Genomic DNA, 25894 nt, shown 5'->3' on the forward strand with positions numbered 1-25894 from the left:
CCTGCGCACCAAGGCGGTGGTGGGAAGGGCGATGGGGGCCTTCTCCAAGTTCAGGGACGGCCTCGCCTTCGCCTTCGCGCCCCCCGCGGTGGTCGAGCTCGGTCAGGCCAACGGCTTCGACTTCCAGCTGCAGGACAGGGGCGCCGTCGGCCACGCCAAGCTGATGGAGGCCAGGAACCAGCTGTTGGGCATGGCCATGAAGAACCCCAAGCTGGTTGGCGTGCGACCTAACGGCCAGGACGACTCCCCCGAGTTCAAACTCGACATCGACGACGTCAGGGCTGGCGCCCTCGGGGTCTCCCTGGACGACGTCAACAACGCCCTCTCCAGCGGCTGGGGTAGTTCCTTCGTCAACAACTTCATCCAGAACGGCCGCGTCAAGAAGGTCTACCTGCAGTCCGACGCCCAGCACCGCATGGTGCCTGAGGACATCAACCGCTGGTACGTCCGCAACAACCTGGGCGCCATGGTCCCCTTCTCGGCCTTTGCCACCGCCCACTGGCGCTACGCCTCTCCGCGCCTGGAGCGCTACAACGGCATCCCGTCGGTGGAGATCATGGGGCAGGCCGCTCCCGGGGTGAGCACCGGCGAGGCCATGGCCGAGCTGGAGAAGATGGCGGCCAAGCTGCCGCCGGGGATCGGCTACGAATGGACCGGCCTCTCCTACGAGGAGAAGAACGCAGGGGCGCAGGCGCCGGCCCTCTATGCCATCTCGCTGCTGGTGGTGTTCCTGAGCGTGGCGGCCCTCTACGAGAGCTGGACCATCCCCTTCGTCAACCTGCTCATGCTGCCGCTTGGCCTGGTGGGCGCGGTGGCCGCGGTCAAGTTCCGCATGCTGCCCAACGACGTCTACCTGCAGATCGGCCTCTTGACCACGGTCGGCCTCTCCACCAAGAATGCCATCCTGATCATCCAGTTCATCAAGGAGCAGATGCACCAGGGGCTGGGGCTGATGGAGGCGACCAAGGCGGCGGTCAGGATCAGGCTGCGTCCGGTCATCATGACCTCGCTCGCCTTCTTCTTCGGCACCCTGCCGCTCGCCCTCACCAAAGGGGCCGGCGCCGGTGCCCAGAACGCCATCGGTACCGCGGTCACCGGCGGCCTCTTGTCGGCGACCTTCATCGACCTGATCTTCATCCCCTTCTTCTTCGTGCTGGTCTCCCGGATCTTCGCCAAGAAGGCGCCCGCTCTCCAACCGGCCCAGGCCGGACATGCGGAGGGGGGTGCGGGAGAAGGAACGGCGAAACCAGCGGTATCCGCCTCGGAGGTTAACTAGCTATGAATCGTAGAGTAGCTCTCTCGCTCGCCATGGGTGCGGTGCTGGCCGTGACCGGCTGCACCATGGCGCCTAAATACACCCGGCCGGCGCTCCCGACACCGAGCGCCTTCCCCACCGGCGCGGCCTACCAGGGGACCGCCGCGCAGGGCCCGGCCCTGGGGGACATCGCCTGGCAGGAGTTCTTCGTGGACCAAAACCTGCGCAAGGTCATCGAGCTCGCCCTGAAGAACAACCGCGACCTGCGGGTGGCCACCCTCAACATCGAGCGCTCGCAGGCCCTGTACCGGGTCCAGCGCGCCGCCCTTTTCCCGGCGGTGAACGCTAATGCCTCTTACGCCGCGCAGCGGCTGCCGCGCACCATCTCCGGCAACGGGAAGCCGGCGGTCACCCACGCCTACAACCTGGGGGTGGGGGTGAGCTCCTACGAGGTCGACCTGTTCGGGCGGGTGCGCAGCCTGAACGAGCAGGCGCTCCAGCAGTACTTCGCCACCGAGCAGGCGCAGCGTGCGGTGCAGATCAGCCTGGTGGCCGAGGTGGCCAACAACTACCTGATCCTGGCCGCCGACCGTGAGCGGCTGAAGATCGCCCAGGACACCCTGGCCGCTCAGGAGGCCTCCTACGAGCTGACCAAGAGCCGCTTTAACATGGGGGTCGCCACCGCACTCGACTTGAGCCGTGCCGCGACCACCGTGGAATCGGCGCGGGTGGACATCGGTCAGTACACCGAGCAGATCGCGGCAGACATCAACGCCCTCGAGCTGGTGGCCGGCTCTCCCGTGCCGACCGAACTGCTGCCCAACGGCCTCACCGCGGTAACCGCGCTGAAAGAGGTGGCGCCGGGGCTTCCTTCCGAACTGCTCGCCCGGCGTCCCGACGTGCTGCAGGCGGAAAACCTCCTGAGAGGGGCCAACGCCAACATCGGTGCCGCCCGCGCAGCCTTCTTCCCCCGCATCACGCTGACCACCGCCATCGGTACCTCCAGCAACGAGCTGGTAGGCCTCTTCTCCGGCGGTTCCGGGGCCTGGTCGTTCCTGCCGCAGATCAGCGTGCCGATCTTCAACGGCGGCCAGAACCGGGCCAACCTGAAGGTGGCCGAGGTCGACACCAGCATCGCGGTGGCCGAGTACGAGAAGGCCATCCAGGTCGCCTTCCGCGAGGTGGCCGACGCCCTGGCGCGCTACGGAACCGTGGGCGGCCGGCTGACCTCGCAGCAGGCACTGGTCGATTCCAGCGCCGAGAGCTACCGTCTCTCCAGCGCCCGCTTCAGCGGCGGGGTCGACAACTACCTCTCCGTGCTGGACGCCCAGCGCTCGCTGTACACGGCCCAGCAGGGCCTGGTCACCCTGCGCCTCTCCAAGCTCGCCAACATGGTCAACCTCTACAAGGTGCTGGGTGGCGGCGCCGAGCCGGTAAAAGAGGGGATGTAGCCGAAACACCACAGGTCGTTCAGAAAGCAAAAAGGGAGCGGGGATATGGATCCTGCTCCCTTTTTCTTTCGAAACCTCTTCGCCGTGCTCTCCTTGCACCAATCCAACCCCATGCCAGCACTCCCTCCCCCTCCGGCGGAGGGTCGGGGTGAGGGAAGCCCCGCATCTTCGCAGACGTGCCGCTCGTCCCGCCTTCCTTTTTGTTTCAGCCACCAGCTGTTCTCGCCGATAATTTAATACTATTAATCTTGTCAGGGGTGATCACTGTTGACTGGTGAGATAATGAGAAAGCCGTCCCACCTCTACCTCTGTCTCCTCTTCATGGTAACTGCGCTGCTGGCGGCGAAGCAGTTCCTGGTCGGAGGCTACTACTGCGTAATACTCCTCGACGATACCCGCGTCTATGTGGGGTGGGCCCGCCAGTTCCTGCAGGGACTGGGGGAAGGGGTGTTCTATCCGCGCTGGCTCCCGGACGAATGTAACGGCTATGGCAGCCCCACCTTTCTGCTCTACCCGCCTCTTTTCTTTTATGCGACCGCAGCGATGGCCGAATTGACCGGGTCACTGCTGGTGGGGATGAACCTGGTCCGGTGGCTGTCGCTTTTCCTCACCGTCGCCGGCGTCTTCTGCCTCTTGAGGGAGATCTTTACGACCAGAAGCGCATTCATGGCCGCGCTCTGCTACCTCCTTTTTCCGCTCACCATCTTGCAGCAGTACATCTGCGGCTCTTTCGCCGCTACGGTCTCCACCGTCTGGTACGCACCGCTGCTCCTCCAGCTTTTGCGCCACCACCGTGGCCGGAAGGCTTCTCCGCTCATATGGGGTGGTCTCTGTTATGGAGGGCTACTGCTCACCCACCTGATCAACGCCTACATGTTCGTTTTGGTCATGGCCGCTCTGCTCCTGGCCCTGGCGCTCGTAGCCAGGCGACCCGCCGAGCTTTGGGCCCTGCCGGTGGTGGTCGGTTTAGGTGCCCTGGTCTCCGCCGCCTACCTGCTGCCGGTTGCCTTCGAACGAAGCCACCTGCAGGTAAGCGCCTTCGTCACCCAGGGCCCCGGCTTTCTCTACAGCTACTTCTTCTTTTACCCCAACCGCCTCCACCTCATACCTCCCCACGTCATCAAATTCTGGCAGGGGTTCCATCGCATGTACCTGGTGTACGAACTGCTGCTGGTCGCTGTACTGGCCTGCTCGCTGCTTCGGCTGGTACGAAGCCGTGCGAGGCAGTTGTCGACGGAGAAGGCCGCTTCGCTGACCGCCGCCTTTCTGGCAGTGGCGCTGCTTACCATGTATCCGACGGTCGGGGCTTCGGAGTGGATGTGGCGCAGCATTCCGTTTTTCAACTACATCCAGTTCCCGTACCGCTGGGTGCCGCTTACCGCCCTGCTCTGCACACCGGCTGCCGCCTGGCTGTGGGCTAAGCAGGAGGAGGCTCTGCCGGCAGCCAACTTTGTCAAGGCGGCGACAGTGACCGTCCTGGCCATGGCTGCTGTTGACCTCTGTTACATATGGGAGGCACGTGGGGTGACGGAGGCCGAGCTGAGCGCCCAGACATCGCCATCGCCGCGCGAGCACATGCCGGCAGGGGCGGCGGTGGCAGGACTGTTGTCTTCTGGAAAGGCCGAGGTGACGGCGGGAAGGGGCTCGGCCTCGGTGGTGCGCTGGCAGTCCACCCGCAGGGAAGTGGCGGTCATCGCCGACGGGGCTGTCACCATCAGGTTACGCACCTTCTACTTCCCCGGCTGGCGGAGCTACCTCGATGGCAGCCCCGCCGCCGTTGGCATCGAGCCCGGCTCCGGCGCATTGCTGGCGCAGGTGCCGCCCGGCAGGCACCGCCTCGAACTGGTCTTCGAGGACACCCCGGCCAGGAAGCTCGGCAAGGCGCTCTCGCTGGCTTCTCTGCCGGCGCTGGCCGTCTTGCTGCTGATATTTCGCCGCCCGCGATAGCCAGGCCGGGTCCGACCGATTTCGGCTGACTGCGGTATCATAATAACTGTTTCAGCGAGCCACCGGCAGCTGCCCCGCGGGGCGAGGAGGTCGACATGGATGACGACGAACTGGCGAGGCGGACGAACCCGCTGATAATGGTGCTCGAGCGGCGCAAGGAGGAGAAGGAGTGGAACTCGGCCGAGGTGATGCGGATACTCAGGAAGAGGGCTGCCAAGAGGAGGCAGGGGGAAACGGCGGAGTCCGCTGGGATCAAGGAAAAGGAATAGTGTCTTTCATGAGGAATGGCACCACCGATGCGGTGCCCTTTTTTGTTGGGAGGGAAGGGCAGCAGCTCGCGCAGCCCCTGTAGACCAGCCTTCGGCAGGCAGGCCGCAGACCTGTTGACTAGATATAGTTAATTGAATTATCATAAAAAGTGTAGGAAGGAATGAAGTCGGGAGGTGCCTTATGTTTGAAAAGAACGAAAAAAGCATCCTGGAAGGGCAGCAAGGTCAACAGAGCAGCCAGCTGCAGCAGACCCGGGGGAGCCGTGGGGCTGTTTCTCCGTTCGCGCAGATGGATCGCCTCTTTGACGAGATGTTCAAACGGCCGTTCTTCTCGCTCTGGTCTCCGCACATCAGTGGCGAGACTTCCGAGCGTCTCTACGTCCCGGTGGACATCTACGAAGACGGCGAGTCGGTGATCGTCAAAGCCGAGATACCTGGCATGAGGAAAGAAGACCTCAACGTCCAGCTGACCCCTGACAGCATCACCATCTCGGGCGAGAAAACCACCCAGAACAAGGTGCAGGAAGGGAACTACTACCGGTGCGAAACCTCTTCCGGTTCCTTCAGCCGGACCTGCCAGCTGCCGGTGGAAACCCTTTCCGACAAGGCTCGGGCCACCTTCAAAGACGGCATCCTGGAAGTGAGGATTCCGAAGAGCGAAGAGGCTGCCAAGCGCGTCAGGAAGCTGAACATCGAGTAACGCGCGAGAAAAACAGAATAAGCAGTAACGGCTTTGTGCCGGTCATCAATGGCTGCGGCGGTTGTCGCGGCCATTGTTTATTTATTTGAGAACGGCATGTTGAGTATCCAACGCCGACCTATCAAGCTCTCAACGGATGCCGACTATAGGTTTCCTCGCAATTCCCATTGTCACATGGCTGTAACTTGCGAGGGAGCGGAAAGTAGTGTAATCATTATATATGTCAAATCTGTCGGAGATTTCCGTGATAGCCAAGAAAACCGCGTTGTCGGAAGGTTCACACCACGAGCTCACCGCTGTAGCTCCTCCCAGGGAATACGAAATCTTTGCCGTGGCCGAACCGGCAGACTCGCCCGTCCAGGCTGCCTCGCATGCTGCGCCGGAGGTGGGAGTATCCCAACCTGCGCATCCGTCGCAGCCGCCGCTTCCCGCCAGCGTAAGCACGGCCGACGAAGTGGTCCCTCATCCGCATCGGGACAGGAAGGGTAAGGCCAAGGCTGCCAAGGAGAAATCAGCCAAGGCTCCGGTGAAGCCGAAGATCTTGAAGGGGGCCGAGAAAGCAGCCAAGGCCGCCACCGCGAAACACAAGGAGTCGGTGGCGGAGGAGGCATGTCCCTTCGACCTCACCGACAGCGAATGGTTTCTGAACAGGGAGCTTACCTGGCTGGAATTCAACCGGCGCGTGCTGCACGAGGCGGTCGACGAGCGGACGCCGCTTCTGGAGCGGCTCAAGTTTATCGCCATCGTCAGCTCCAACCTCGACGAATTCGTGATGAAGAGGATCGGCGGCCTCAAGCAGCAGATCGGCGCCGGCATGCACGACCTGACGCTGGACGGGCGCACCCCCCGCCAGCAGGTGCTCGAGTCCCAGATGGTGCTGCGCGACATCAATGCCCATATCAAGGAGGCGTTCAGCAAGGTGCGGGCGCTTCTGGAGCAGAAGGGCATCATCATCGAGAGCTACCAGACCCTCACCGCCAAGCAGAAGAAGCAGTTGAGGGAGCACTACTACGACAACATCTACCCGCTCCTGACACCGCAATCCATCGATCCCGCCCACCCCTTCCCCTTCATCTCCAACCTGTCGCTGAACCTGCTGGTCACCCTGCGCTACCCCAAATCCCGGGAGCTCTCGCTGGCCCGCGTGAAGGTGCCGGTCGGCCTCGGTTCTCCCCGCTTCATCCGGATCGGGAAGGCGGATCACTTCATCCCCTTGGAAGAGGTGATGATGAACAACCTGGACATGCTCTTCCCGGGGATGACCATCGTCTCCTGCGAGATCTTCAGGGTGACCCGCAACGCCAACACCGAGAAGGACGAGGAGGAGGCGGACGACCTGATGGCGATGATCGAGTCCGAGCTCAAGGAGCGCAAGTTCGCGCCGATCGTGCGCCTGGAGGTCGCGGCCGGCATGGAGCCGATGCATCGTGGACGTCTGGCCGCCGAACTGGAGCTGGACGAGGAAAACGACGTCTTCGAGGTCTCCGGGATGCTCGCCAAACGCGACCTGTTCGAGATCGCGCGCCTGGACTACCCGCGCCTGCACGACCCCGCCCACCATCCGATCGACCACCCGCAGCTCCTCTCCACCCGCAACATCTTCCACATCATCCGTGATGCTGACGCCATCCTGTTGCAGCACCCCTACGTCTCCTTCTCCACCACTGTGGAGCGGTTCCTGCGGGAGGCGGCGGAGGATCCCAAGGTGCGGGCGATCAAGATGACCCTGTATCGGACCTCGAGCCAGAGCAGGATCATCGACGCGCTTTTGCAGGCTGCCCAGAACGGCAAGCAGGTGGCGGTGGTGGTGGAACTGAAGGCGCGCTTCGACGAGGCGACCAACATCAGGCTGGCCGAGCAGATGGAGGAGGCCGGTATCCACGTCACCTACGGGGTGGTGGGGCTAAAGACCCACTGCAAGGTGATCCTGGTCGTGCGCCAGGATTTCCAGGGCTTAAGGCGCTACGTGCACATCGGCACCGGTAACTACCATGCGGAGACCGCTCGCATCTACAGCGATCTGGGGCTGATCACCTGCGACCAGACCATCGCCCAGGACGTCACCGAGCTCTTCAACTACCTGACCACCGGCTTCACCGCCAAGCGTAACTACCAGTCGCTGATGCCAGCCCCCAAGTTCCTCAAAAAGGGGCTATTGACGCGGATCGAGCGCGAGATTGCCCTCCATAAGGAGGCCGGTGGCGGGCTGATCAAGTTCAAGATGAACGCCCTGGAGGACGGTGACATCGTCAAGGCGCTCTACAAGGCGTCCATGGCAGGGGTCAAGATCGACCTGTACGTGCGCGACACCTGCACGCTACGCCCAGGGATACCGGGGCTCTCCGAGAATATCCGGGTGGTCAGCGTGGTCGGGCGTTTTCTGGAACATGCCAGGATCTACTACTTCAGAAATGGCGGGGCAGAGGAGTTCTTCATCGCCTCGGCCGATGCTATGAAGCGGAACCTGGAGGCCCGGGTTGAGATCCTCTGCCCGGTTACCCAGCCGGAGCTGACCCGCGAGGTCTGGAGCATCTTCGAGTGCTTTGACGCCGACCACCGTTCCGCCTGGGACATGCAGTCAAACGGCAGCTACGTGCAGCGCCGCCCCGCGGAAGGGGAAAGCGGGGAAGGGTCCCACCAGATGCTGATCGCGCTGGCCCAGAAGCGGCTCAAGGAGTCGCTCAAGAAGCAGGTTAAAATCAAGCTGTTATGACCGTCTCGGAGTTTGATAAAGGGTGACACTGCCAGCCAAAAGCGCTAGCATAACCATTGGACCTGCGTACGAAGGACCAGCCTCCGTAGATCCGCACAAGGAGGTGACCAAGATGCCCGACACGAAAACCACCTGCGTTTGCACCGGCGATCATGAGCATCATATCTGCTACCTGCACAGCAAAGGTGAGGTCGCGGAGGTTGAGAGGCTGACCGACAACCCGACCGTTACCTGCGCGATCTGCCTGGTGAACGCCAACTCGCCCGATAACGTCTGTTCTCCCACCACCCTTGGCGGCGGCTTCAAGTACTCCGACATGCAGGACAGCAAGAAGATCCTCTGTGACAGTGTGATCGTCCAGTCGGCCGCCGAGCCTAAAGAGAAGGAGTAGATTAAAAGCCGCCTTTCGCCGCGGCTTTTTCTTTGTCGGCCCCCCACCTCATACCTCTTTCAGCGTTTTACCGTCACTGCGAAGTCAGCGAAAGTAAATCCTTCACCTCGATCCCGCCGTGCCGTTGGCCGTTCCATCGCCTCTATCCCCCTCTTCCAGCTCTCCCTCTCCCGGAGGGAGAGGGGACTGTTGGCTGCTCACGACGCCTCTCCAGTGACCACAGGAGGGGGCGCGTGGCGCTGGCCGGAAGAATGCGGCTGATCAGCTATACTTTTGTATGGCGACAATCACTCACGGTAATGCACCTGACCGGCTCCGCCCTTCGGTAAGAGGGGCGGCCCCAGCGGAAGGGTGCTTCGGAGATACCATGTTCCCCTCACCCGTTTCCTCCCTTGGCAGAAAGCTCGTAATATCTTGGCTTGCCCTGGCGCTCGGCGCCTGCTCCCATACACCTCCGGAGGTCCTCGCCCCCCCCCTTCCGGGGCTCACCGAGACCGCCCCCCTATTCCTCCCGGAGCCCGTCTGCGAGGAGGCGCCACCTCCTGGCAAGGGAACGGAGCGTGACCTCGAGGACCTGTCGCGCATCCCGCAAAGGATTGAGGAATTGCCGGCGCTGTCTGGTGGCGGCGTCGCCCTTGCCGAAACCTGCCAGCAGCGCCTGCTGGACCAGTTCCAGCGCGAGTTCTACAAACCGTGGACCCGGATGGTCCCCCTCCTCAACCCGCAGGAGGCGAAATCGTTCATGATCAACGAGGCGAAGGCGCGCTGGAACGGCGTGAACAAGCGCAGGGTCCCCCACGAGTTCCTGCAAAAGCTGCTTGATAACTGCGCGCTGGACTCGTTTCCTTCCCGCAACGCCGCCGCCATCGCGGTGGCTCCCGGTCACCTGCGGGGGCTGCCGACGCCTCAGCCACTCTACAACACCTGGGAAGATGCCCCCTTCGACATGCTCGCCTTTCCCCAGCTGAAGCTCAACGAGCCGCTGCGGGTGCTGCACATCTCCCGCGACGGGGCCTGGTACTTCGTAGAGAGCGCCTCTTCCAGTGGCTGGGTGGAGACCCGTGACGTCGCCTTCGTCGACCAGGCCTTGATCGACGAGTGGATCCGCACACCGAAGGTGGTCATCCTCCGGGACGATCTCGCCATCGCGGACGGCAAGGGGATCGCTACCTCCCGCGTCAAGCTGGGCACCATCCTCCCTATCTCCGGAGAGGGGGAAGGTCATTGGACGTTGCGGATAGCGTCGGCGGGGGAAGGTGGCAAGGCGGAGATACGGTCGGTACAGATCGCGGGGGATTCTGCGGCACGGTTTCCTCTTACCTTTGACAATCGGACCGTCGCCCAGGTCGGGGACTCACTGCTCGGCCAGCCCTATGGATGGGGGGAGCTCTACGACCTGAGGGACTGCTCGGCGCTGTTGCGGGATTTCTTCATGCCCTTCGGCATCTGGCTGCCGCGCACCTCCGGGGACCAGATCGCCTCCACCGGCCATCCTGTGCGCTTCAACCACGCCTCTGCACAGGCGAGGGCGGAGCTGATCAAGGCGAAGGGGCTTCCCTTCCTGACGCTCCTTTACAAGCCGGGGCATATCATGCTTTACGTGGGGGTGGACAAGGATGGGCAGCCCTTGGTGTACCATGCCTCCTGGTCGATACGGGTGAAGGATGGCAACGGTGGCAGGACGCTGGTAACCGGGGTCTCCGCGATCACCACCCTTGAACTGGGCAAGGAGCTTGGGCTGGTGCCGGGCTGGTCGCTTTTGGAGAAGATCACCGAGATGGGGAGCGTAACCGATCGCTGCAGGTAAGCTTTCTCCCCTCGCCCGACGGGAGAGGGGCCGGGGGTGAGGGTGGCCCCGCATCTGCGTGGAAGCTTCCCTCACCCCAGCCCTCTCCCGGCGGGAGAGGGAGTGTCGGACAAGTTTGAGAAAGAATAAAAAGAGGGCAAAGAAAAAGGCGGACCCGGTTACCCGGATCCGCCTTCTTGTTGCTACTGCCTGTTTCTTGCTCCCGCTGACCCGCTTTTCCCGGTCAGGAGGTAGCGGCTGTTAGCCGAGGATCTGCTTGAGGTCGCCTTCGGCGGTGCCGATCGGGCCGATGTTGAAGTTCTCGACCAGGAAGTTCAGCACGTTCGGGGTGATGAAGGCCGGCAGGCTCGGTCCCAGCTTGATGTTCTTCACGCCGAGGTGGAGCAGGGTCAGCAGGATCGCCACTGCCTTCTGCTCGTACCAGGAGAGGATGAAGGAGAGCGGCAGGTCGTTGACGCCGCAGCCGAAGGCGCCGGCCAGGGCGACCGCGATCTGGATGGCCGAGTAGGCGTCGTTGCACTGCCCGATGTCCAGCAGGCGCGGGATGCCGCCGATGTCGCCGAATTCGAGCTTGTTGAAGCGGAACTTGCCGCAGGCCAGGGTCAGGATCACGCAGTCCTTGGGTACCTGCTCGGCGAACTCGGTGTAGTAGTTACGGCCGCTCTTGGCGCCGTCGCAGCCGCCGATCAGGAAGAAGTGACGGATGGCGCCGGACTTGACACCGTCGATGACCTTGTCGGCCACGCCGAGTACCGCGTTGTGCCCGAAGCCGGTGAGGATCTCCTGGCCCGGGTTCTCTTCGAAGCCCGGCAGTTCCAGGGCCTTGTTGACTACGGCGGAGAAGTCGAAGCCGTCGATGTGCTTGACGTCCGGCCACTGGACCAGACCCCAGGTGAACAGGCGATCTTTGTAGCTCTCGGCGGGACGCTGGATGCAGTTGGTGTTGAAGATGATGGCGCCCGGGAAGTTGACGAATTCCTTGGCCTGATCCTGCCATGCGCCGCCGAAGTTGCCGGCCAGGTGCGAGTACTTCTTGAGGCCCGGGTAGCCGTGGGCCGGCAGCATCTCGCCGTGGGTGTAGACGTTGATCCCTTTACCTTCGGTCTGCTTCAGGAGTTCCTCAAGCATGCGCAGGTCGTGGCCGGAAACCAGGATCGCCTTGCCGGCCTTGGTGCCGAGCTGCACCGGGGTCGGTACCGGGTGCCCGAAGCTGTCGGTGTTGGCCTTGTCGAGCAGCGCCATGGTGGTGAGGTTGGTCTTGCCGCACTCCATCGCCAGGCCGACGAAGTCCATCAGCCCCAGGCTCTTGTCGAGGGTGGCTGCCAGCGCCTTGTGGGTGTAGGCGTAAATCTCGTCGTCTTCGTGGCCGATGACCAGGGCGTGGTGGGCGTAGGCCGCGTATCCCTTGATGCCGTAGATGATGATCTCCTGGACGCTCTTCACGTCCGGGTCGATGGAGGAATCCTTCACGCCGTGCTGCTCGCCCAGAGCGACCAGTTCAGCGGTGCTCCCTGCGTTGAAGGGCTTGGCCGCCTCGGGTACCGGGCCGGTGTAGGTGCCGCCGTTTGCCTTCTCGAAGAGCGCCTGGGCGCGGTCGCGCTGCTTGGCCGCCTCGCGTACCAGCTTGGCGATCTCCTCGGCGTCGAAGTCGACGTTGGTGACGGTGGTGAAGAGGCCGTCCAGCATGAAGCGGTCGATCTCGGTGTCCTTGGCGCCTTTGGCGCGGGCTTTGTCAGCCCAGAAGGCGATACCTTTCATCGCGTAGACCAGGAGGTCCTGCAGGGCAGCTACATCCGGTTTCTTGCCGCAGACGCCGACCTTGGAGCACCCGCCGTTGGCGGCCTGTTCACACTGAAAGCAAAACATATCCATTTTTTCCCCCTGTACTGTGTTGGTGGTAGTTGCGTTATCGTTCGATTTCGAAAATCCGAGCCAGCTTTTTACCGTTTTGATCATTGAACTCTCCGTGCTGCCCACTGCGGGGCATTATTTTTTCACTAACTGATGTTCTTACGTAATTGGTTCCCCCCTTGATAAAGGGGGGACAGGGGGGATTGCATTTTTTCCGCTTCTCCCGCCGTTCGATGGTGCAACCTTACCTCGGTCCCTTCACAGCTGCCTTGACCTAAGTCATAAAATCGTACAATCTGTGCATCCGGATCTTTTTTGTCGGAAGGTGCGGTGACGATGGCTCATAGGATGAGATAACCGCTGGTGGGAGTCGCCCTGTCATTACCGTCCGCCATGGGTTCCCTCCCCTTCAAGGGGAGGGACAGGGTGAGGATGGGGGGCGCGTAAGCGTGCTGACAAGCTCGGCCACATTTATTAAAATTAGAGCTGGTGAGGGGATACCTGCCGGGGCTGCATCTATAGGCAGGAAGTTGAGGAAAGGTAGGTGTCGACGTGGATCACTCTGAACGGATCAGAAAGCTTTCGCACTTGAGGCCGCTATCGCGGCTGACCGGGATCTCACTGAGGGACTTGCTGGTGAGCGTCCTCCCGCTGGTGCTACTCACCGCGGCCGTCATCTGGCTCGCCTTCTGGTACGTCCAGCCGGCGCCCCCCAAGAACATCACCATCTCGGCAGGCCCGCCGGGCAGCCTCTTCATGACCCACGCCGAGAAGTACCGCAAGATCCTGGCCAGAGACGGCGTCAACCTGAGGGTGATCCCCTCGCAAGGGTCGCTGGACAACCTGCAACGCCTGCTGAATCCCAACCTGAGGGTGGATCTCGCCTTCGTGCAGGGAGGGGTGGCGACCGGCATGGACGTGAGCAGCCTCGTTTCCCTGGGAAGCGTATTTCACGAGCCGCTGCTCATCTTCTACCGCAGTCCGGAGCCGGTTACCCTGCTCTCCGGCTTTGCGGGGAAGAAACTTGCCATCGCGCCGGAAGGAAGCGGTACCCACATGCTCGCCCTCATCCTGCTCAAGGCCAACGGTATCGAACCGGGCGGTCCCACCGAACTCTTCAGCCTCGGGGGGATGGATGCGGCGAAGGCCCTGCTGGAGGGGAGGGTGGACGCTGCCTTCCTGATGGGTGATTCAGCCACCCCGCCCCTCATGAAACAGCTGTTGTGGACCCCCGGCATCCGGCTCTTCGATTTCCAGCAGAGCGCCGGCTACTCACGGAAGTTCCCGTACCTGCTCGACCTGGACCTCCCCATGGGGGTGTTCGACTTCGGCAAGAACATGCCCCCCCAGGACATCCACCTGATCGGGCCGACGGTGGAGCTGGTCGCCCGCAACAAACTGCACCCGGCCCTTTCCGACCTGCTGATCGAGGCGGCCCGCGAGGTGCACAGCCGGCCGACCCTCTTGCAGAAGGCGAACGAGTTTCCCGCCCCTCTTGAGCATGAGTTCATCGTGAGCCCGGACGCCAAGCGGTTCTACAACTCCGGCAAATCGTTCCTGTATCGCCGGCTCCCCTTCTGGCTGGCGACCCTGGTGGACCGGACGCTGGTGGTCTTCGTGCCGATCGTGGTGTTGCTGATCCCTGGGCTGAAGGTGCTCCCCGCCATCTACCGGTGGCGCATCAAGTCACGCATCTACCGCTGGTACGGCGCGCTGATCGCCATCGAGCGCGACATCCTGGCCCATCCCTCCAATGAGGAGCGGGCCGAGTTGCTGGCCAGGCTGGACGAGATCGAGGCGCAGGTGAACAAGATGAAGATGCCGCTGGCCTACGCCGAGCAGTTCTACGTGCTGCGCGACCACATCAAGTTCGTGAGCGACCGGTACCGGGAAAATGCGGAGGCGCGCTGAGGGAAGGGGTTAAAGCCTAGCGGGGAATCAGTTGTTGATGGTGCCGATCATGGCGCGGTAGATGTCCGGGCGGATGACGAACTGGACGGTGGACGGCGTGGCGGTGCCGAAGGAGACCGCCTGATCGCCGCCGATGGATGAATTGAGGGAGAAGATAGGGCGCAGGTTCAAACCGAGCTGCTTGAGTTCCGCTTCGAAAACCGGCCCGTGGATGGTGGCGAACTCCGCCAGCCGCTCCCAGATCGGCAGCATCTCTACGGGGATTGAAATACCATTGGCAAGGTGTACAAGGTCAGGCATGTCTGCTCCTGGTGTCGATATACCTGACATATCGACCCAGGGCTTCGAAACTTAAATCCCGCGTGTGCCCTGCCCGTTCAGCTGCGGGCCGCTTCCATGCTCGCCACGGTGCTTCCCGCCTCCGCCAAAGCCGGTTCCGAAAGCCCCGCAAGTCTCCACCCAAGCAAGCTCGCCATCGCCAGCAGCGCCGTTATCAGCAGGATCACCCCGTGCCATCCCAGGGAGGACCAGAACACCCCTCCCACCGTACCGGAAATGCTGGAGCCGAGATAGTAGCTGAACAGGTACAGCGAGGCCGCCTGCGCGCGGGCAGTGCGGGCCCTGGCCGCTACCCAGCTGGAGGCGATGGTGTGGGCGCCGAAGAAGCCGCAGGTAAAGAGGGCGATGCCGGCCACGATGACGGCGACCTGGCCGGAGAGGGTCACCATGGCTCCCGCTCCCATGGTCCCCAGGCAGAGGTAGAGCATCCGGCTGCGGCCGTAGCGCTCAACCTGGCGTCCGATCGCGGAGGAGCTGAAGGACCCGGCCAGGTAGACCAGGAAGATGCAGCTTACCGCGGTGTGGCTGAAGGAGTAGGGGGCGGCCAGCAGCCGGAAGGTGATGTAGTTGTAGAGCGTCACGAAGCCGCCCATGCAGAAGAAGGAGATGCCGTACAGGCAGAGCAGCCCCGGGTCCTTGAGTTGCCTGAGCAGGGAGCTGAACAGGTAGCCCACCGCGAAGGGACGCCGCTGCGGGTTCGAGGAGGGGGGAAGAGCCTTGGCGAAGTAGAGGCTCAGTGCCAGGCAGAAGGCGCCGATCACCCCCAAGGCGATGCGCCAGGAGAAGTATTGAGTGACGGTTGCCGTGAAGATGCGGCCGGTCATCCCCCCGATGGCGTTGCCGCTGATGTAGAGGCCGATGGCGGAGCTAAGGGCTGAGGGCTCGATCTCCTCGCTCAAGTAGGCCATGGCGATGGCGGGGAGTCCCGCCAGCGCTATCCCCTGCAAGAGGCGCAGGGCCAGCAGTGACAGGAACGTGTGGGTGCAGGCGGTCATCAGCGCCAGCAGCGAGGTGATTACCAGCGAGCAGACCATGACCCGCTTGCGGCCGACGGTTTCGGAGATGCTGCCGGCAAAGAGCATGGCGACGGCGAGCGCGCAGGTCGCCACCGAGAGCGGCAGGCTGCCCAGGGCTGCGTGCAGCCGAAACTCCGCGGCGAAGACCGGCAGCAGCGGCTGCAGGTCGTACAGGGTGATGAAGGTGACGAAGCCGGCGGCAAAGAAGGCCAGGTTCACCTGCACATATCTTCGTGTTCCCCTTCTGATCGGACCCATCTTGTTCTCCCGAACATTGCCTCAGCGATGATGGAATCTTATCCCTTGTTTCACGATAATAAAAATATATAATTGTTATGTTATCGATAACATCAATTGATGGAGAGGCGGCATGGATGTACGACAATTGAGGTACTTCCTGGAAGTGGCCAGGGTGAGCAGTTTCACCAAGGCGGCGGAGGGTCTGCGCATCGCCCAGCCGGCGGTCAGCATGGCGGTCAAAAAGCTGGAGGAGGAACTGGACCTGGTTCTTTTCAACCGGCAGGACAAGAAGGTGTCGCTAACCGCGGAAGGTGAGATTTTCGTCTCCCATGCCCGCCGCATCATCGACGACGTGAAGGCTGCCGAGCTGGAGATGGGGGAGCTGAAGGGGCTCGCCAGCGGTGAGGTGAGGATCGGCATCCCCCCCATGATTTCCGCCTATTTCTTCCCGGATATCATCAGGGATTTTCACCTGAGGTACCCGCAGTTGCGTCTCACCGTGTTCGGCGAGGGGGCGGCGCATATCCAGCGGATGGTCGGGCTGGGGGAACTTGACATGGGGGTGGTGGCCGGGGAGAGCTTCCCCGACACCCTTGAGGTACGGCACCTGTTGCGGGAGGAGGTGGTGATCTGCGTGCCGCTCGATCATCCCTTCGCGAAGCGGGAAAGGGTGAGCGTGGCCGAGTTCGTCGAGCAGCCGCTGGTCTTTTACAAGGAGGGGTACTTCATCAGGGAGTTCTTCCTGGAGGCGGTCAAGGGATGTGGCGCCACCCCCAACATCATCTTCGAGACCAACCTCTTCTCGCTGGTGAAGTCGCTGGTGAGAAACGGCACCGGCATCTCGACCTTTCTCAGGATGGTGGTGGCGGCCGATAGCGACCTGGCGGCGATCTCCTTCGACCCTCCCCTCTACCTGGATCTGCTGATCGCCTGGAAGCGGCACGTCTACCTATCCCGCGCCAACCGCGCCTTCGTGGAGTTCCTGCTGGAGAGGGCGGAGGAGGGGAGGGGGTAGGCTAGGGGGCTGGGGCTAGCGGCTAGCGGCGCCGCTACCTCAGCAGCTCGACCAGCTTGTCGGCCATCCTGGCGGGCGGCAGCACGAAATCGATCGCACCGGTCTCCACCGCGGCCTTGGGCATGCCGTAGATAGTCGAGGACGCCTCATCCTGGGCAAAGGTCACACCGCCTATCTTCTTCATGTGCAGTATCCCTTCCGCACCATCCTTGCCCATGCCGGTCATGATAGCGCCGATCAGTTTGCCGCCATTGAACGACCTCCCCAGGGAGAGCATGGTGACGTCCACCGACGGCTGCACGTAGTTCACCCGCGGCCCATCGCACAGCTTTACCCGCTGGTTCCCCTCCAACTGCAGGTGAAGGCCTCCCGGTGCCAGATAGACGTGTCCACCCTTCAGCCGCTCTCCGTGCTGCGCCAGGGCCACCGGCATGTTGGCCGCCGCGTCCAGTCCCATCGCGATCCGGTAGTCCATCTCCGGAGTGATGTGGAGCACCACCAGGAAGGCCGCCGGCAGCCGGGGGAGACGGCTGAAGAGGTCCTTCAGCGTGAAGGGCCCCCCGGTCGAGATCCCTATGACCACCAGGTTCCTGCCGTTCATGCGCGAAGGGCGTCCAGCAGAAGCAGGTAGTACCTGAGCGATTCGATGAGCTGGTCGGGGCCGAAGGGCTTGCTCATGTAGTCGGTCACGTACTCCTGGATCCCCTCCATCTTCAGGTCGGGTTCTCCGATGCCGGTCAGCATCACGATGACGTTGCCGGGATAGAGGCCGCGCTCCACCATCTCGCGGATGGTGTCCCAGCCGTCCATCCCCGACATCATCACGTCCATCAGGATGACCCCCCTGAAGCCAGCTTCCAGCTGCCGGAGGCATGCCGCGCCCGACTCCGCCGGGACGATGGTGAAGGAGGTCGACTGGCAGGCGACTTCGACCGACTTGCGGATGAACTCGTTGTCGTCGACGATCATTATGCTGTTGTTCATTTTTTCCCTTCCTTTCCTGTCCAAAGCACCCCAGGGGCACTCGCCCGCATCTCCTCCACCGGCAGCTTGAGCAACCGTTTCACCAGGGCGCGTCCCTCGGCCGGATAGAAGACGACCTTGCGCGGCCAGCATCCCCCCAGGTCGGAGGCCGTGACTGGGATCCGCTGCCGGGCGAGCTGTTCGGTCGCGAAGACGGCGTTCTTTTCCCCGATGTCCGACATGCCGGCCATCACCCTGCCCCCCCCGAACAGCTTGGCCTTCAGCCTCACCCTGACCGCCCCCAACTCCTCCAGCTGCTGCAGCAGCCGACGAATCGCACAGCTGCCGTAACGGGTGCAGTTCGAGGTGCTGCAATCGCCGGTGCATTTTCCGGCCTTCATACCCTGCTGCAGTTCCGGCAGCATGAAGTGGTTCATGCCGCCGATGCCGCTGCCGGGATCGAACAGGCAGACCGCGACGCAGGAGCCCAGCACGGTGGCGATGGCGGTGCCGTCGGCGGTGGCGAAGAATTCCCCCGGCAGCAACTTCACCGAGACCTCGGTTATCTCCCGGTCCAGGCTGCGCTCCTTTTTGGCCGCGCTTTGCTTGTTGAGCATGGCGCTCACTTCCTCAGGGTGTAAGCCGTGTTGCCGCAGCTTTTGAAGAGCGTCTGGCTGCCGTGCAGGCTCTCGGAATGCCCCACGAAGAGCAGCCCCTCCGGCTTGAGGCGGGAGGCCAGCCGCTGTAGGATCCCGTGCTGGGTCTCCCGGTCGAAATAGATCATCACGTTGCGGCAGAAGATGTAGTCGAAGCGCTCCGGTATCGGCCAGGACTCGCTCTGCAGGTTGACCCGCTCGAAGCTCACCAGCCGCTTGAGTTCGTCCTTCACCCTCCCCAGTCCCTCCTGGCGCCCGGCTCCCTTCAGGAAGAACCGTCGGAGAAGCCCCGCCGGCACCTTCTGCAACTGGTCCAGCGGGTACACCCCCTGGCGGGCGCGCGCCAGCACGGTGGTGTCGATGTCGGTGGCCAGGATGCGCAGGGGAGTCTCCTCACCCAGCGCCTGCCGTGCCGCCATCGCGATGGAGTAGGGCTCCTGCCCGGTGGAGCAGCCGCAGCTCCAGATGGTCACCGCTCGCCCCGCTGGCTGGCGGGCCAGGCGCTCTCCCAGAAGCTTGAAGTGGTGCGGCTCCCGAAAGAAGGAGGTCAGGTTGGTGGTGAGCGCGTTGATGAAGGCTTCCAGCTCCGGCTCGCCGGCTGCTTCCACCAGCTTCAGGTACTCGGTGAAGCTGGAAAGTCCCAGCGCCCGCAACCGGCGCGCCAGGCGGCTGTACACCATGTCCTTTTTGTGGGGCGCGAGGGCTATCCCCGCCTTCCGGTAGATGAGCCCCCTGACCCGGGCGAACTCGGTGTCGCTGAAGGAAAAGCCTTGCCCGGGACTCCCGTCCCCGGTGTATGTCTGCGCTTCCCGGCTTAGAATTCTTTCCACTCGTCGAGGTCCAAGTCCACTGCCGCGGCGCTGCGGGTCACGGGACTAGCCGAGGCACCGTCGGCCACCGACGGCCTCGTTGCCGCCTTGCGGGGCGCTATCACGCTTTGGGTGAGCTTGCGTTTTTCGGCGCTCCGCCGTGGCGCCTGCTGCGGCCGGGAGCCCTGCTGGGGCTGTGCGGCCGCCTGCTCAAGGCGGAAACGGGCCACCACCTCGACGAGCTGCTGGGCCTGCTCTTCCAGCGACTCGGCGGCGGCCGCCGCCTCTTCCACCAGCGCCGCGTTCTGCTGGGTGACGTCGTCCATCTGGGTAATGGCGTTGTTGACCTGCTCGATGCCGGTGGACTGCTCCACGGAAGCGGCCGAGATCTCCGCCATGATGTCGGTGACCTGCCTGATGCTGGTCACGATCTCCTCGGTGGTGCGTCCGGCCTCCTCCACCAGCCGACTGCCGTCCTGCACCTTGCCGACCGAGTCCTCGATGAGAGACTTGATCTCCTTGGCCGCCGCGGCGCTCCGCTGAGCGAGGCTTCTCACCTCGGAGGCGACCACTGCGAAGCCTCTACCCTGCTCGCCGGCCCGGGCCGCCTCCACCGCCGCGTTGAGGGCGAGGATGTTGGTCTGGAAGGCGATGCCGTCGATGACGCCGATGATGTCGGAGATCTTGCGGGAGCTGTCGGTGATCGACTCCATGGTCCGCACCACCCGGCCGATCACCTCGCCCCCCCGGACCGCCACGCCGCTCGCCTTGATGGCCAGCTGGTTGGCGGCCTGCGCGTTGTCGGCATTCTGGCGGACCGTCGAGGTGAGCTCTTCCATGCTGGAGGCGGTCTCCTGCAGGGCGGTCGCCTGCTCCTCGGTCCGCTGCGAGAGGTCGGCGTTGCCCGCCGCGATCTGCTCGGTGGCGGTGGCGATCGATTCCGCCCCGTTTCTCACCTCCCCCACGATGCGGGCGAGCCCGTCATTCATCTCCTTGAGGGAGCCCAGCAGTTCACCGGTCTCGTCGGCGCTCGCCACCTCCAGTTGGGCGGTGAGGTCGCCGGAGGCGATGCGCTGAGAGGCGCCGATCGCCTGGTCGAGGGCCAGCTTGATCTTCCTCGCCACCAGCCAGGCGAAGGCGAAGATGACCAGCGACAGCAGGATGGTGCCGCCGATCACCTGCCACTTCATCTTGTTCATCTCGCTTTGCACGTCGTCCACGTAGATGCCGCTGCCGACCACCCAGCCCCACTCCTTCATCAGCTTCACGTAGGAGATCTTGGGTACCGGTTGATTGGAGCCGGGCTTGGCCCACTGGTACGCTACTTCCCCTTCACCCTTCTCCTTGCAGACGTTGACGCACTCTACGAAGATCCGCTTGCCGGCCGGGTCCTTGGTCTCAGACTGCGACTTGCCGACCATTTCCGGCTTCATCGGATGCATCAGCATCTTCGCGTCCAGGTCGTTGATCCAGAAGTACTCGCTGCCGTGGTACCTGAGGTCGCGGAGCTCTTCCAAGGCGCTCTTCTGCGCCTGCTCCACGGTCAGCTTGCCGTCTTTCACGTCGGAGAGCCTGTCCTGCAGGATGGAGTAGGCCACCTCCACCACCCCCCTGGTGGCCGCGATCTTCTCCCCCATCAGCTGCTTTTCCATGTAGGGGAGCACGTAGAACAGGACCCCCAGCACGATCAGTGTCACCGTGGTGATGGAGATGCTGAGTATCTTGGTGAGGATCTTCCAGTCTTTGAAGCCAGTGATTTTCATCGTTTGCACCTTTCTCTCGTAATGTCCGTCAGTGGCGGGTGGCGTCGGCTGCCTGCAGGTCGTCGCCCCCCACCAGTTTCTCCATGTCGATCAGGATCAGCATCTCCTCGTTGACCGTCGCGATGCCGGCCAGGTAGCAGGTATCGACCGCTCCCCCGAGTTCCGGCGCCGGCTGCACGCCATCGTCCGACAGCGCGACCACGTCCGAGACGCTGTCCACCACCACGCCGATCACCTTCCCCAACAGGTTCAGCACGATCACCACGGTGAATTCGTGGTAGGTCGCCTCGCCCACCCCCAGCTTCAGGCGCAGGTCCAGGATCGGGACGATCACCCCCCGCAGGTTGATCACCCCCTTCACGTGCTCGGGGGCGTGGGCGATGCGGGTCACGGCGTCGTATCCCCTGATCTCCTGCACCATCAGGATGTCTATGGCGTAGCTTTCGCTCCCCAGCCTGAAGGTCAGGTACTGGCAGGCGGCAGCGGTTTCCGTCTTGCTTGTGGCTTGGGCTTCCATCTTTATCTATCTCCGTTTGCTTCAGTTGCCTCTTTTGTGCATCACTAACAGCTCGGCCGCCTCCAGGATCAGGGCCACCCGCCCGTCCCCCAGGATGGTCGCGCCGGCGCTCCCCTCCACCTTCCTGAAGTTGGCCTCCAGGCTCTTCACCACCACCTGCTGCTCGTCCAAAAGCACGTCCGCCAGCAGCGCGACCCGCTCTTCCTCCACCTCGACCAGCACCAGGATCCCCCGCTGCGGGAGGGGTTGAGCCCCCTCTACCTCCAGGAGACGATGCAGCCGGAGGATGGGGAGGTACTCTCCCCGCACCTGGACCATTTCCCTGCCGTTCAGGCTCTTCAACTGCTCCGGTTTGGGCTGCAGCGACTCGACGATCACGTTAAGCGGCACGATGAACCTCTCCGCGCCCACCGCGACCGAAAGTCCTTCCACGATGGCCAGGGTGAGCGGCAGGCTGATGGAGACCCTGGTCCCGCGCCCCGCCCGGCTGGCAATCTGCACCCTCCCTCCCAGGGCCTGGACATTCTTCAGCACCACGTCCATCCCCACCCCGCGGCCGGAGAGGTCGGTGACCGACTCGGCGGTCGAGAAGCCCGGCATGAAGATGAGCTGCCAGACCTCCTCATCCCTCATATCGTCGCTGCAGGAGATGCCGCGCTCGACGGCCTTGGCCATGATGCGGTCACGGTCGAGTCCGGCGCCGTCATCGATCACCTCAATGACCACCCTTCCCCCCTGCTGGGAGGCGGCCAGTTCCAGGGTGCCTGAGGCAGGCTTGCCGCTGGCTAGCCGCTTCTCCGCCGTTTCCAGCCCGTGGTCCAGCGCGTTTCTCACCAGGTGCGAGAGCGGGTCTGCCACCTTCTCGATTAGCCCCTTGTCCAGTTCGGTGCTGTCTCCGCTGCTTTTGAACTGGACGCTTTTGCCGAGCTTCGCCGCTATCTCCCGTACCATGCGGGGGAAGCGGTTGAACACGATGCCGATCGGGACCAGCCGGATCGACATCACGCTTCCCTGCAGGTCGCGAGTGTTCTTCTCCAACAAGGCGACGCAGCGTTGCAGCGGTTCGTGCAGGACCGGGTCGAGGCAGGCGGAAAACTGGGTCAGCATGGCCTGGGTGATCAGCAACTCCCCAACCTGGTTAACCAACTGGTCGACCTTGGCGAGGTTGACCCGGATCGACCCCTCGCTCTCCCCCGAACGGGGAGCCGGTGCCGCGCTGACGGTTTGCGCTGTCGCGGCGGCTGAAGCGGCAGGCGTCGTCGCTTCGGGGGCAGGGGAGTGCAGCTCCCCGGTAGCAGAGATGTCCGGGGCGTCCTGCGGCGCTGCCGCTATGCTGATAGGAGCTTTGTGGACCGGTAACGCAGCGTCGCCGAGCCTCTCGATGGCGAGCTGGTCGGGGTCGGCGGCGAACATGAAGACGTCGTAGAAATCGTCGCGGCTAGCGGAAGATACCAGGGTGAAATGCCAGCGGGTGATGCAGCTCTCCGCCTGGAATCTCTCCAATTCCGGCAGCTCCACCAGCTCCGCGCGGCATTCGAACTCACCGCTCTCCGCCAACTCGGCGAGCTCCCGAATCAGGCAATCGACTCTGATCCCTCTGGAGAAGATGTCCGGGGGCGGCGTGAAGATGATGCGGTAACGGGAGAGCGGGGATTCCGCCGGGAGCGCAGCGGGAAGGTAGGAGGGTAACGTCTCTTCGGCAAAGGTGAAGCCGTCCTGCTCGATGGCCTGCTGCAGTCTCTTCCGCACCAGCTCGGCTGCTTCCGGACTGGCCGCCGTCCCTGCGCGGTGTGACGCGACCTGCATCGAGATTACGTCGCCCGCTTCAAGCAGCAGGTCGGTCAGGGAGGGGAAGAACGGGATCTCCCGGTTCCGAAGCCGGTCCAGCAAGGATTCCATGACGTGGGTAACGACCGTCATGTCGTCAAAGCCGAAGATGCCGGCGCCACCCTTGATGGAATGGGCGGCGCGGAAGATGGCATTGAGCTCCTCCTGATCCGGCTCCCTGTCCCGCAGTCCCACCAGGATCTCTTCCACCTGGGCAAGGTGTTCGGCGCACTCCTCGAAAAAGACCTGGTCAAAACGTCTGAGGTCGATGCTGTTTCCCGCCGGCGTCATCGCGCTTCATCTCCTGTCGGTTCCCCACCGGCGAGGACGTCGTCATAACCAAGGAGCACGAGTTTTTCCCTCAGCTCCCCGGGCATATCCTGGAGGCGGGGAGTGACGCCCTGGCGTCCCAGGCCCATCAGGAAAAGGGCCAGTAACTGGCAGCCGCAGGCGTCGATGTCTGTCATCCTCGCCAGATCCAGTTCGACCTGGCATTCCGGTTGCGGGCTTTGGAGAAGTTGCGCGAGTGCATCCGCCAGCTGCTTTCTATGGCGATCGACGTTTTCCAGCACCCAGTCCCCCTCCAGAAGGAAGCGGTGGCTGGTGCTCCCTGTAGCTGCTGGCATCTCTTTTCCTTTTCGGCGGGCACTTGCCTGCCTCGTCCAATATAAGCTAAACCCTTCATCGGAAAGGAGAGTCGGGACTTTAGTGATATTATTTCCCGCTGAGGAATAATGAATTTACCGACAAAAGCAGGGAGGGTGGCTGTGAAGGAACCGGCAAGGTTTTAGCGACATGCTTGGATGGAGAGACCCGGATCCCCCGGGCCAGATCGAACTTGGTAGGGTCGAATGATGGCGTGCCGTCTGTGAGCTACTGGTTGTACTCCTTCCACTGCATCCCGGTACGGGTGTTGAACTTGGTTGTGCTCTCGGCGTCCCTCACGATCGCGGTGAAAGCGGAGTCGTCCTCCCAGACGATGGCATCCGGCATGAGGATCCTGGTCAGCACGCTCCGCTCGTTGACGGTGCGGGTGCCGAGGGTGGCGGTTCTCCCCCTGGACCCTTTTTCGAAAAAGGTGACCGTGAAGGTCGCGCTGGCCGGTTCTCCGTTCTCAGCCTCTACCATGAAGAGGTAGATCCCTTCCCGCGCGGTCTCGATGACGGCCTCCCGCTTTCCTTCGCCCGTCTGGGCGATGAGGGGTACGACCTTTTCCTGGCGGCGGGCCTCCCCCCGGCTCTGCGCCTTGTTGCGCCGCGCCTTGGGATACTCCCTGAAGCTCACCGAGAGCTTGACGTTGCCGGCGCCGACCATGACCAGCTTCAGATCGCCGTGCAGGGAGGGAAGGGAGGTGCCCCTCGCTTCGGGGTAAGGAGCACTGCTGACGGGCGGGGCGGTTGTGCGGTGGTGAACGACATACTCCTGTGCGTTTGGACGCGGCACTGCCTGCTGAGGCATAGGAGCAGGCGTGCTGCTGGACACCGACGCCGCTTCCGTCTGCGAGGAGGCTGCCGTTTTCCGGAGAGTGGTTTCTGCCGCTTTGTGCGTGGACTTTTGCTGCGCCACGGAAGCGGGACGGGGTGCCGGCTGAGAAACCGGCGCAGTGGTATGGTTTTGGGCGATCGGACGGTGCTGCGTCGACGGGGTTGAGGACGAGGGGGTGGCGGCCGGTGGAACAGGAATGGCCACAGGCGGCTGCGGGACACCGATGGTCGGATTGGCTGCGTTCGCCGCCTTGCTGGGGATGGCTGCTGCGCCTTGGCTGGAAGCGGAGGTAATCTGAATGGCCTGCTGGACGTCTGCCGTCCCCGCTATCACTTTTGGTTGGATTTCGGTGATTTCGAACCGGCTCGGGCTTTCTGCGGCTGGCAGGGGCGTGATGGCCGCCGCCGGTCGTGAGGGTGCCGCGCCGGCCCGCTCCGTTGGTGGGAGGGGCTGGCTCGCTGTCGGAATCGGCTTGCCTGGCGGACCCGGCTTGGCTGGCGTAAGCGGTCTGCCTATCTGAACCTGCTTGCCTATCTGAACCGGCCTGTCTGTCCGAGCCGTCCTGGCGGTCGGAAGCGGCTTGGCTGGCGAAACCGGCATCGCTGGCGAGGATCCGGCAGCGGCGACAGCCTCCAACAGTAGCGCGTCATCTGGGGTGGATTCATCGGTCGGGGAGGGGGCGGCCTCGTCTTCATCGGCAGGCGCGGTTTCCGGACTCTGCTGTTGCCCCGCCGCCCGTGAAGCTGCCGGCCTGAAAGTCGGGGTAGGCGCCGAGGCGAGAGTCGGCGGCATGGAAATCCAAAATAGGTCGAAGCGCAGTTGGGGCCCGATGGCGAAAGGAAGTGGCGGCAACGAGGTCAAGACAAACCACAGCAGGAAATGTAGCAGCAAGGAGCAGCACAGCGCTATCCCGATGCGCGAACGGTTGCTGTCGATGTGGTAACTGCTGATTTCCATTCTTCACCGCCT

24 protein-coding genes are annotated in these 25894 nt (G+C 63.1%); 12 read left to right on the top strand and 12 right to left on the bottom strand.

The features are described from left to right. From VJ604_RS07990 to VJ604_RS08025, 8 genes are all read left to right on the top strand, one after another. Positions 1-1276: efflux RND transporter permease subunit (locus VJ604_RS07990; RefSeq protein ID WP_324081375.1), on the top strand; the 1276-nt coding region annotated here is incomplete at its 5' end. A gap of 2 nt (positions 1277-1278) precedes the next feature. Then, complete coding sequence (locus tag VJ604_RS07995) at positions 1279-2706, top strand: efflux transporter outer membrane subunit (protein WP_324081376.1); 1428 nt, start codon at positions 1279-1281, stop codon at positions 2704-2706. Between the two features lie 282 nt (positions 2707-2988). Further along, positions 2989-4653 (top strand): 6-pyruvoyl-tetrahydropterin synthase-related protein, encoded by a 1665-nt coding sequence (locus VJ604_RS08000; protein WP_324081377.1) that lies wholly within the window; start codon positions 2989-2991, stop codon positions 4651-4653. Positions 4654-4748: 95 nt separating this feature from the next. Then, positions 4749-4922, top strand: a complete 174-nt coding sequence (locus VJ604_RS08005) for a hypothetical protein (protein WP_324081379.1) — start codon at positions 4749-4751, stop codon at positions 4920-4922. A gap of 181 nt (positions 4923-5103) precedes the next feature. After that, on the top strand, positions 5104-5622 hold the full coding sequence (locus tag VJ604_RS08010) for an Hsp20/alpha crystallin family protein (RefSeq protein WP_324081380.1): 519 nt from the start codon (positions 5104-5106) through the stop codon (positions 5620-5622). A gap of 526 nt (positions 5623-6148) precedes the next feature. Beyond that, positions 6149-8335, top strand: a complete 2187-nt coding sequence (gene ppk1 / locus VJ604_RS08015) for a polyphosphate kinase 1 (RefSeq protein WP_414652401.1) — start codon at positions 6149-6151, stop codon at positions 8333-8335. 112 nt (positions 8336-8447) lie between these two features. Further along, positions 8448-8726 carry a hypothetical protein gene (locus VJ604_RS08020; protein ID WP_324081382.1) on the top strand — a complete coding sequence of 93 codons (279 nt, stop codon included), beginning with the start codon at positions 8448-8450 and terminating at the stop codon, positions 8724-8726. A 367-nt stretch (positions 8727-9093) separates the two neighbouring features. Next, the gene (locus VJ604_RS08025; protein ID WP_324081383.1) at positions 9094-10533 is read left to right on the top strand and encodes an SH3 domain-containing protein; all 1440 of its coding nucleotides are present in this window, start codon (positions 9094-9096) and stop codon (positions 10531-10533) included. Between the two features lie 240 nt (positions 10534-10773). Here the strand turns inward: VJ604_RS08025 and hcp are convergent, their stop codons facing one another. After that, the gene (gene hcp / locus VJ604_RS08030) at positions 10774-12399 is read right to left on the bottom strand and encodes a hydroxylamine reductase (protein WP_324081384.1); all 1626 of its coding nucleotides are present in this window, start codon (positions 12397-12399) and stop codon (positions 10774-10776) included. Positions 12400-12936: 537 nt separating this feature from the next. Here hcp and VJ604_RS08035 point away from each other — a divergent pair. Next, positions 12937-14295, top strand: a complete 1359-nt coding sequence (locus VJ604_RS08035; RefSeq protein WP_324081385.1) for a TAXI family TRAP transporter solute-binding subunit — start codon at positions 12937-12939, stop codon at positions 14293-14295. Positions 14296-14322: 27 nt separating this feature from the next. Here VJ604_RS08035 and VJ604_RS08040 read toward each other — a convergent pair whose 3' ends face one another. Both VJ604_RS08040 and VJ604_RS08045 read right to left on the bottom strand, forming a co-directional pair. Next, positions 14323-14595 (bottom strand): hypothetical protein, encoded by a 273-nt coding sequence (locus VJ604_RS08040; protein ID WP_324081387.1) that lies wholly within the window; start codon positions 14593-14595, stop codon positions 14323-14325. Between the two features lie 77 nt (positions 14596-14672). Beyond that, positions 14673-15908, bottom strand: a complete 1236-nt coding sequence (locus tag VJ604_RS08045; protein WP_324081389.1) for an MFS transporter — start codon at positions 15906-15908, stop codon at positions 14673-14675. A 112-nt stretch (positions 15909-16020) separates the two neighbouring features. On the opposite strand from VJ604_RS08045, the gene VJ604_RS08050 reads away from it, so the two are divergent. Further along, entirely contained in the window at positions 16021-16905 is an 885-nt protein-coding gene (locus VJ604_RS08050) for a LysR family transcriptional regulator (protein WP_324081392.1), read from the top strand. Positions 16906-16939: 34 nt separating this feature from the next. Here the strand turns inward: VJ604_RS08050 and VJ604_RS08055 are convergent, their stop codons facing one another. The 9 genes from VJ604_RS08055 to VJ604_RS08095 form a co-directional block, all read right to left on the bottom strand. Next, positions 16940-17506: a CheB methylesterase domain-containing protein gene (locus tag VJ604_RS08055; RefSeq protein ID WP_324081394.1), complete on the bottom strand. Its 567-nt coding sequence runs from the start codon at positions 17504-17506 to the stop codon at positions 16940-16942. Next, complete coding sequence (locus VJ604_RS08060) at positions 17503-17889, bottom strand: response regulator (protein ID WP_324081396.1); 387 nt, start codon at positions 17887-17889, stop codon at positions 17503-17505. The genes VJ604_RS08055 and VJ604_RS08060 overlap by 4 nt, the downstream gene beginning before the upstream one ends. Beyond that, positions 17886-18485, bottom strand: a complete 600-nt coding sequence (locus VJ604_RS08065) for a histidine kinase (RefSeq protein ID WP_324081398.1) — start codon at positions 18483-18485, stop codon at positions 17886-17888. Before VJ604_RS08065 ends, VJ604_RS08060 begins: the two co-directional genes overlap by 4 nt. A gap of 5 nt (positions 18486-18490) precedes the next feature. Beyond that, positions 18491-19354 carry a CheR family methyltransferase gene (locus tag VJ604_RS08070; RefSeq protein ID WP_324081400.1) on the bottom strand — a complete coding sequence of 288 codons (864 nt, stop codon included), beginning with the start codon at positions 19352-19354 and terminating at the stop codon, positions 18491-18493. Continuing rightward, the gene (locus tag VJ604_RS08075; RefSeq protein WP_324081402.1) at positions 19339-21096 is read right to left on the bottom strand and encodes a methyl-accepting chemotaxis protein; all 1758 of its coding nucleotides are present in this window, start codon (positions 21094-21096) and stop codon (positions 19339-19341) included. Before VJ604_RS08075 ends, VJ604_RS08070 begins: the two co-directional genes overlap by 16 nt. Before the next feature lie 28 nt (positions 21097-21124). Further along, complete coding sequence (locus VJ604_RS08080; RefSeq protein WP_324081405.1) at positions 21125-21613, bottom strand: chemotaxis protein CheW; 489 nt, start codon at positions 21611-21613, stop codon at positions 21125-21127. A 21-nt stretch (positions 21614-21634) separates the two neighbouring features. Next, complete coding sequence (locus VJ604_RS08085) at positions 21635-23731, bottom strand: chemotaxis protein CheW (protein ID WP_324081407.1); 2097 nt, start codon at positions 23729-23731, stop codon at positions 21635-21637. Beyond that, on the bottom strand, positions 23728-24066 hold the full coding sequence (locus tag VJ604_RS08090) for an STAS domain-containing protein (protein ID WP_324081409.1): 339 nt from the start codon (positions 24064-24066) through the stop codon (positions 23728-23730). Before VJ604_RS08090 ends, VJ604_RS08085 begins: the two co-directional genes overlap by 4 nt. 247 nt (positions 24067-24313) lie before the next feature. Then, the gene (locus tag VJ604_RS08095; protein WP_324081411.1) at positions 24314-24898 is read right to left on the bottom strand and encodes a hypothetical protein; all 585 of its coding nucleotides are present in this window, start codon (positions 24896-24898) and stop codon (positions 24314-24316) included. A gap of 10 nt (positions 24899-24908) precedes the next feature. Here VJ604_RS08095 and VJ604_RS08100 point away from each other — a divergent pair, with 10 nt between their 5' ends. Then, a complete protein-coding gene (locus tag VJ604_RS08100; RefSeq protein ID WP_324081413.1) occupies positions 24909-25031 on the top strand; it encodes a hypothetical protein in 123 nt (40 codons plus the stop codon). Between the two features lie 549 nt (positions 25032-25580). Beyond that, positions 25581-25868: a hypothetical protein gene (locus tag VJ604_RS08105; RefSeq protein WP_324081415.1), complete on the top strand. Its 288-nt coding sequence runs from the start codon at positions 25581-25583 to the stop codon at positions 25866-25868. Positions 25869-25894 lie beyond the last annotated feature (26 nt).

The organism is Geomonas sp. (assembly GCF_035254065.1).
GTDB lineage: Bacteria > Desulfobacterota > Desulfuromonadia > Geobacterales > Geobacteraceae > Geomonas.

Bases quoted from the DNA above. Each gene is read 5' to 3' on its own strand.
- VJ604_RS07995 (WP_324081376.1), top strand. From the start codon at position 1,279: ATGAATCGTAGAGTAGCTCTCTCGCTCGCCATGGGTGCGGTGCTGGCC.
- VJ604_RS08000 (WP_324081377.1), top strand. From the start codon at position 2,989: ATGAGAAAGCCGTCCCACCTCTACCTCTGTCTCCTCTTCATGGTAACT.
- VJ604_RS08005 (WP_324081379.1), top strand. From the start codon at position 4,749: ATGGATGACGACGAACTGGCGAGGCGGACGAACCCGCTGATAATGGTG.
- VJ604_RS08010 (WP_324081380.1), top strand. From the start codon at position 5,104: ATGTTTGAAAAGAACGAAAAAAGCATCCTGGAAGGGCAGCAAGGTCAA.
- VJ604_RS08020 (WP_324081382.1), top strand. From the start codon at position 8,448: ATGCCCGACACGAAAACCACCTGCGTTTGCACCGGCGATCATGAGCAT.
- VJ604_RS08025 (WP_324081383.1), top strand. From the start codon at position 9,094: ATGTTCCCCTCACCCGTTTCCTCCCTTGGCAGAAAGCTCGTAATATCT.
- hcp (WP_324081384.1), bottom strand. From the start codon at position 12,399: ATGTTTTGCTTTCAGTGTGAACAGGCCGCCAACGGCGGGTGCTCCAAG.
- VJ604_RS08040 (WP_324081387.1), bottom strand. From the start codon at position 14,595: ATGCCTGACCTTGTACACCTTGCCAATGGTATTTCAATCCCCGTAGAG.
- VJ604_RS08045 (WP_324081389.1), bottom strand. From the start codon at position 15,908: ATGGGTCCGATCAGAAGGGGAACACGAAGATATGTGCAGGTGAACCTG.
- VJ604_RS08050 (WP_324081392.1), top strand. From the start codon at position 16,021: ATGGATGTACGACAATTGAGGTACTTCCTGGAAGTGGCCAGGGTGAGC.
- VJ604_RS08055 (WP_324081394.1), bottom strand. From the start codon at position 17,506: ATGAACGGCAGGAACCTGGTGGTCATAGGGATCTCGACCGGGGGGCCC.
- VJ604_RS08060 (WP_324081396.1), bottom strand. From the start codon at position 17,889: ATGAACAACAGCATAATGATCGTCGACGACAACGAGTTCATCCGCAAG.
- VJ604_RS08065 (WP_324081398.1), bottom strand. From the start codon at position 18,485: ATGCTCAACAAGCAAAGCGCGGCCAAAAAGGAGCGCAGCCTGGACCGG.
- VJ604_RS08075 (WP_324081402.1), bottom strand. From the start codon at position 21,096: ATGAAAATCACTGGCTTCAAAGACTGGAAGATCCTCACCAAGATACTC.
- VJ604_RS08080 (WP_324081405.1), bottom strand. From the start codon at position 21,613: ATGGAAGCCCAAGCCACAAGCAAGACGGAAACCGCTGCCGCCTGCCAG.
- VJ604_RS08085 (WP_324081407.1), bottom strand. From the start codon at position 23,731: ATGACGCCGGCGGGAAACAGCATCGACCTCAGACGTTTTGACCAGGTC.
- VJ604_RS08090 (WP_324081409.1), bottom strand. From the start codon at position 24,066: ATGCCAGCAGCTACAGGGAGCACCAGCCACCGCTTCCTTCTGGAGGGG.
- VJ604_RS08095 (WP_324081411.1), bottom strand. From the start codon at position 24,898: ATGCCTCAGCAGGCAGTGCCGCGTCCAAACGCACAGGAGTATGTCGTT.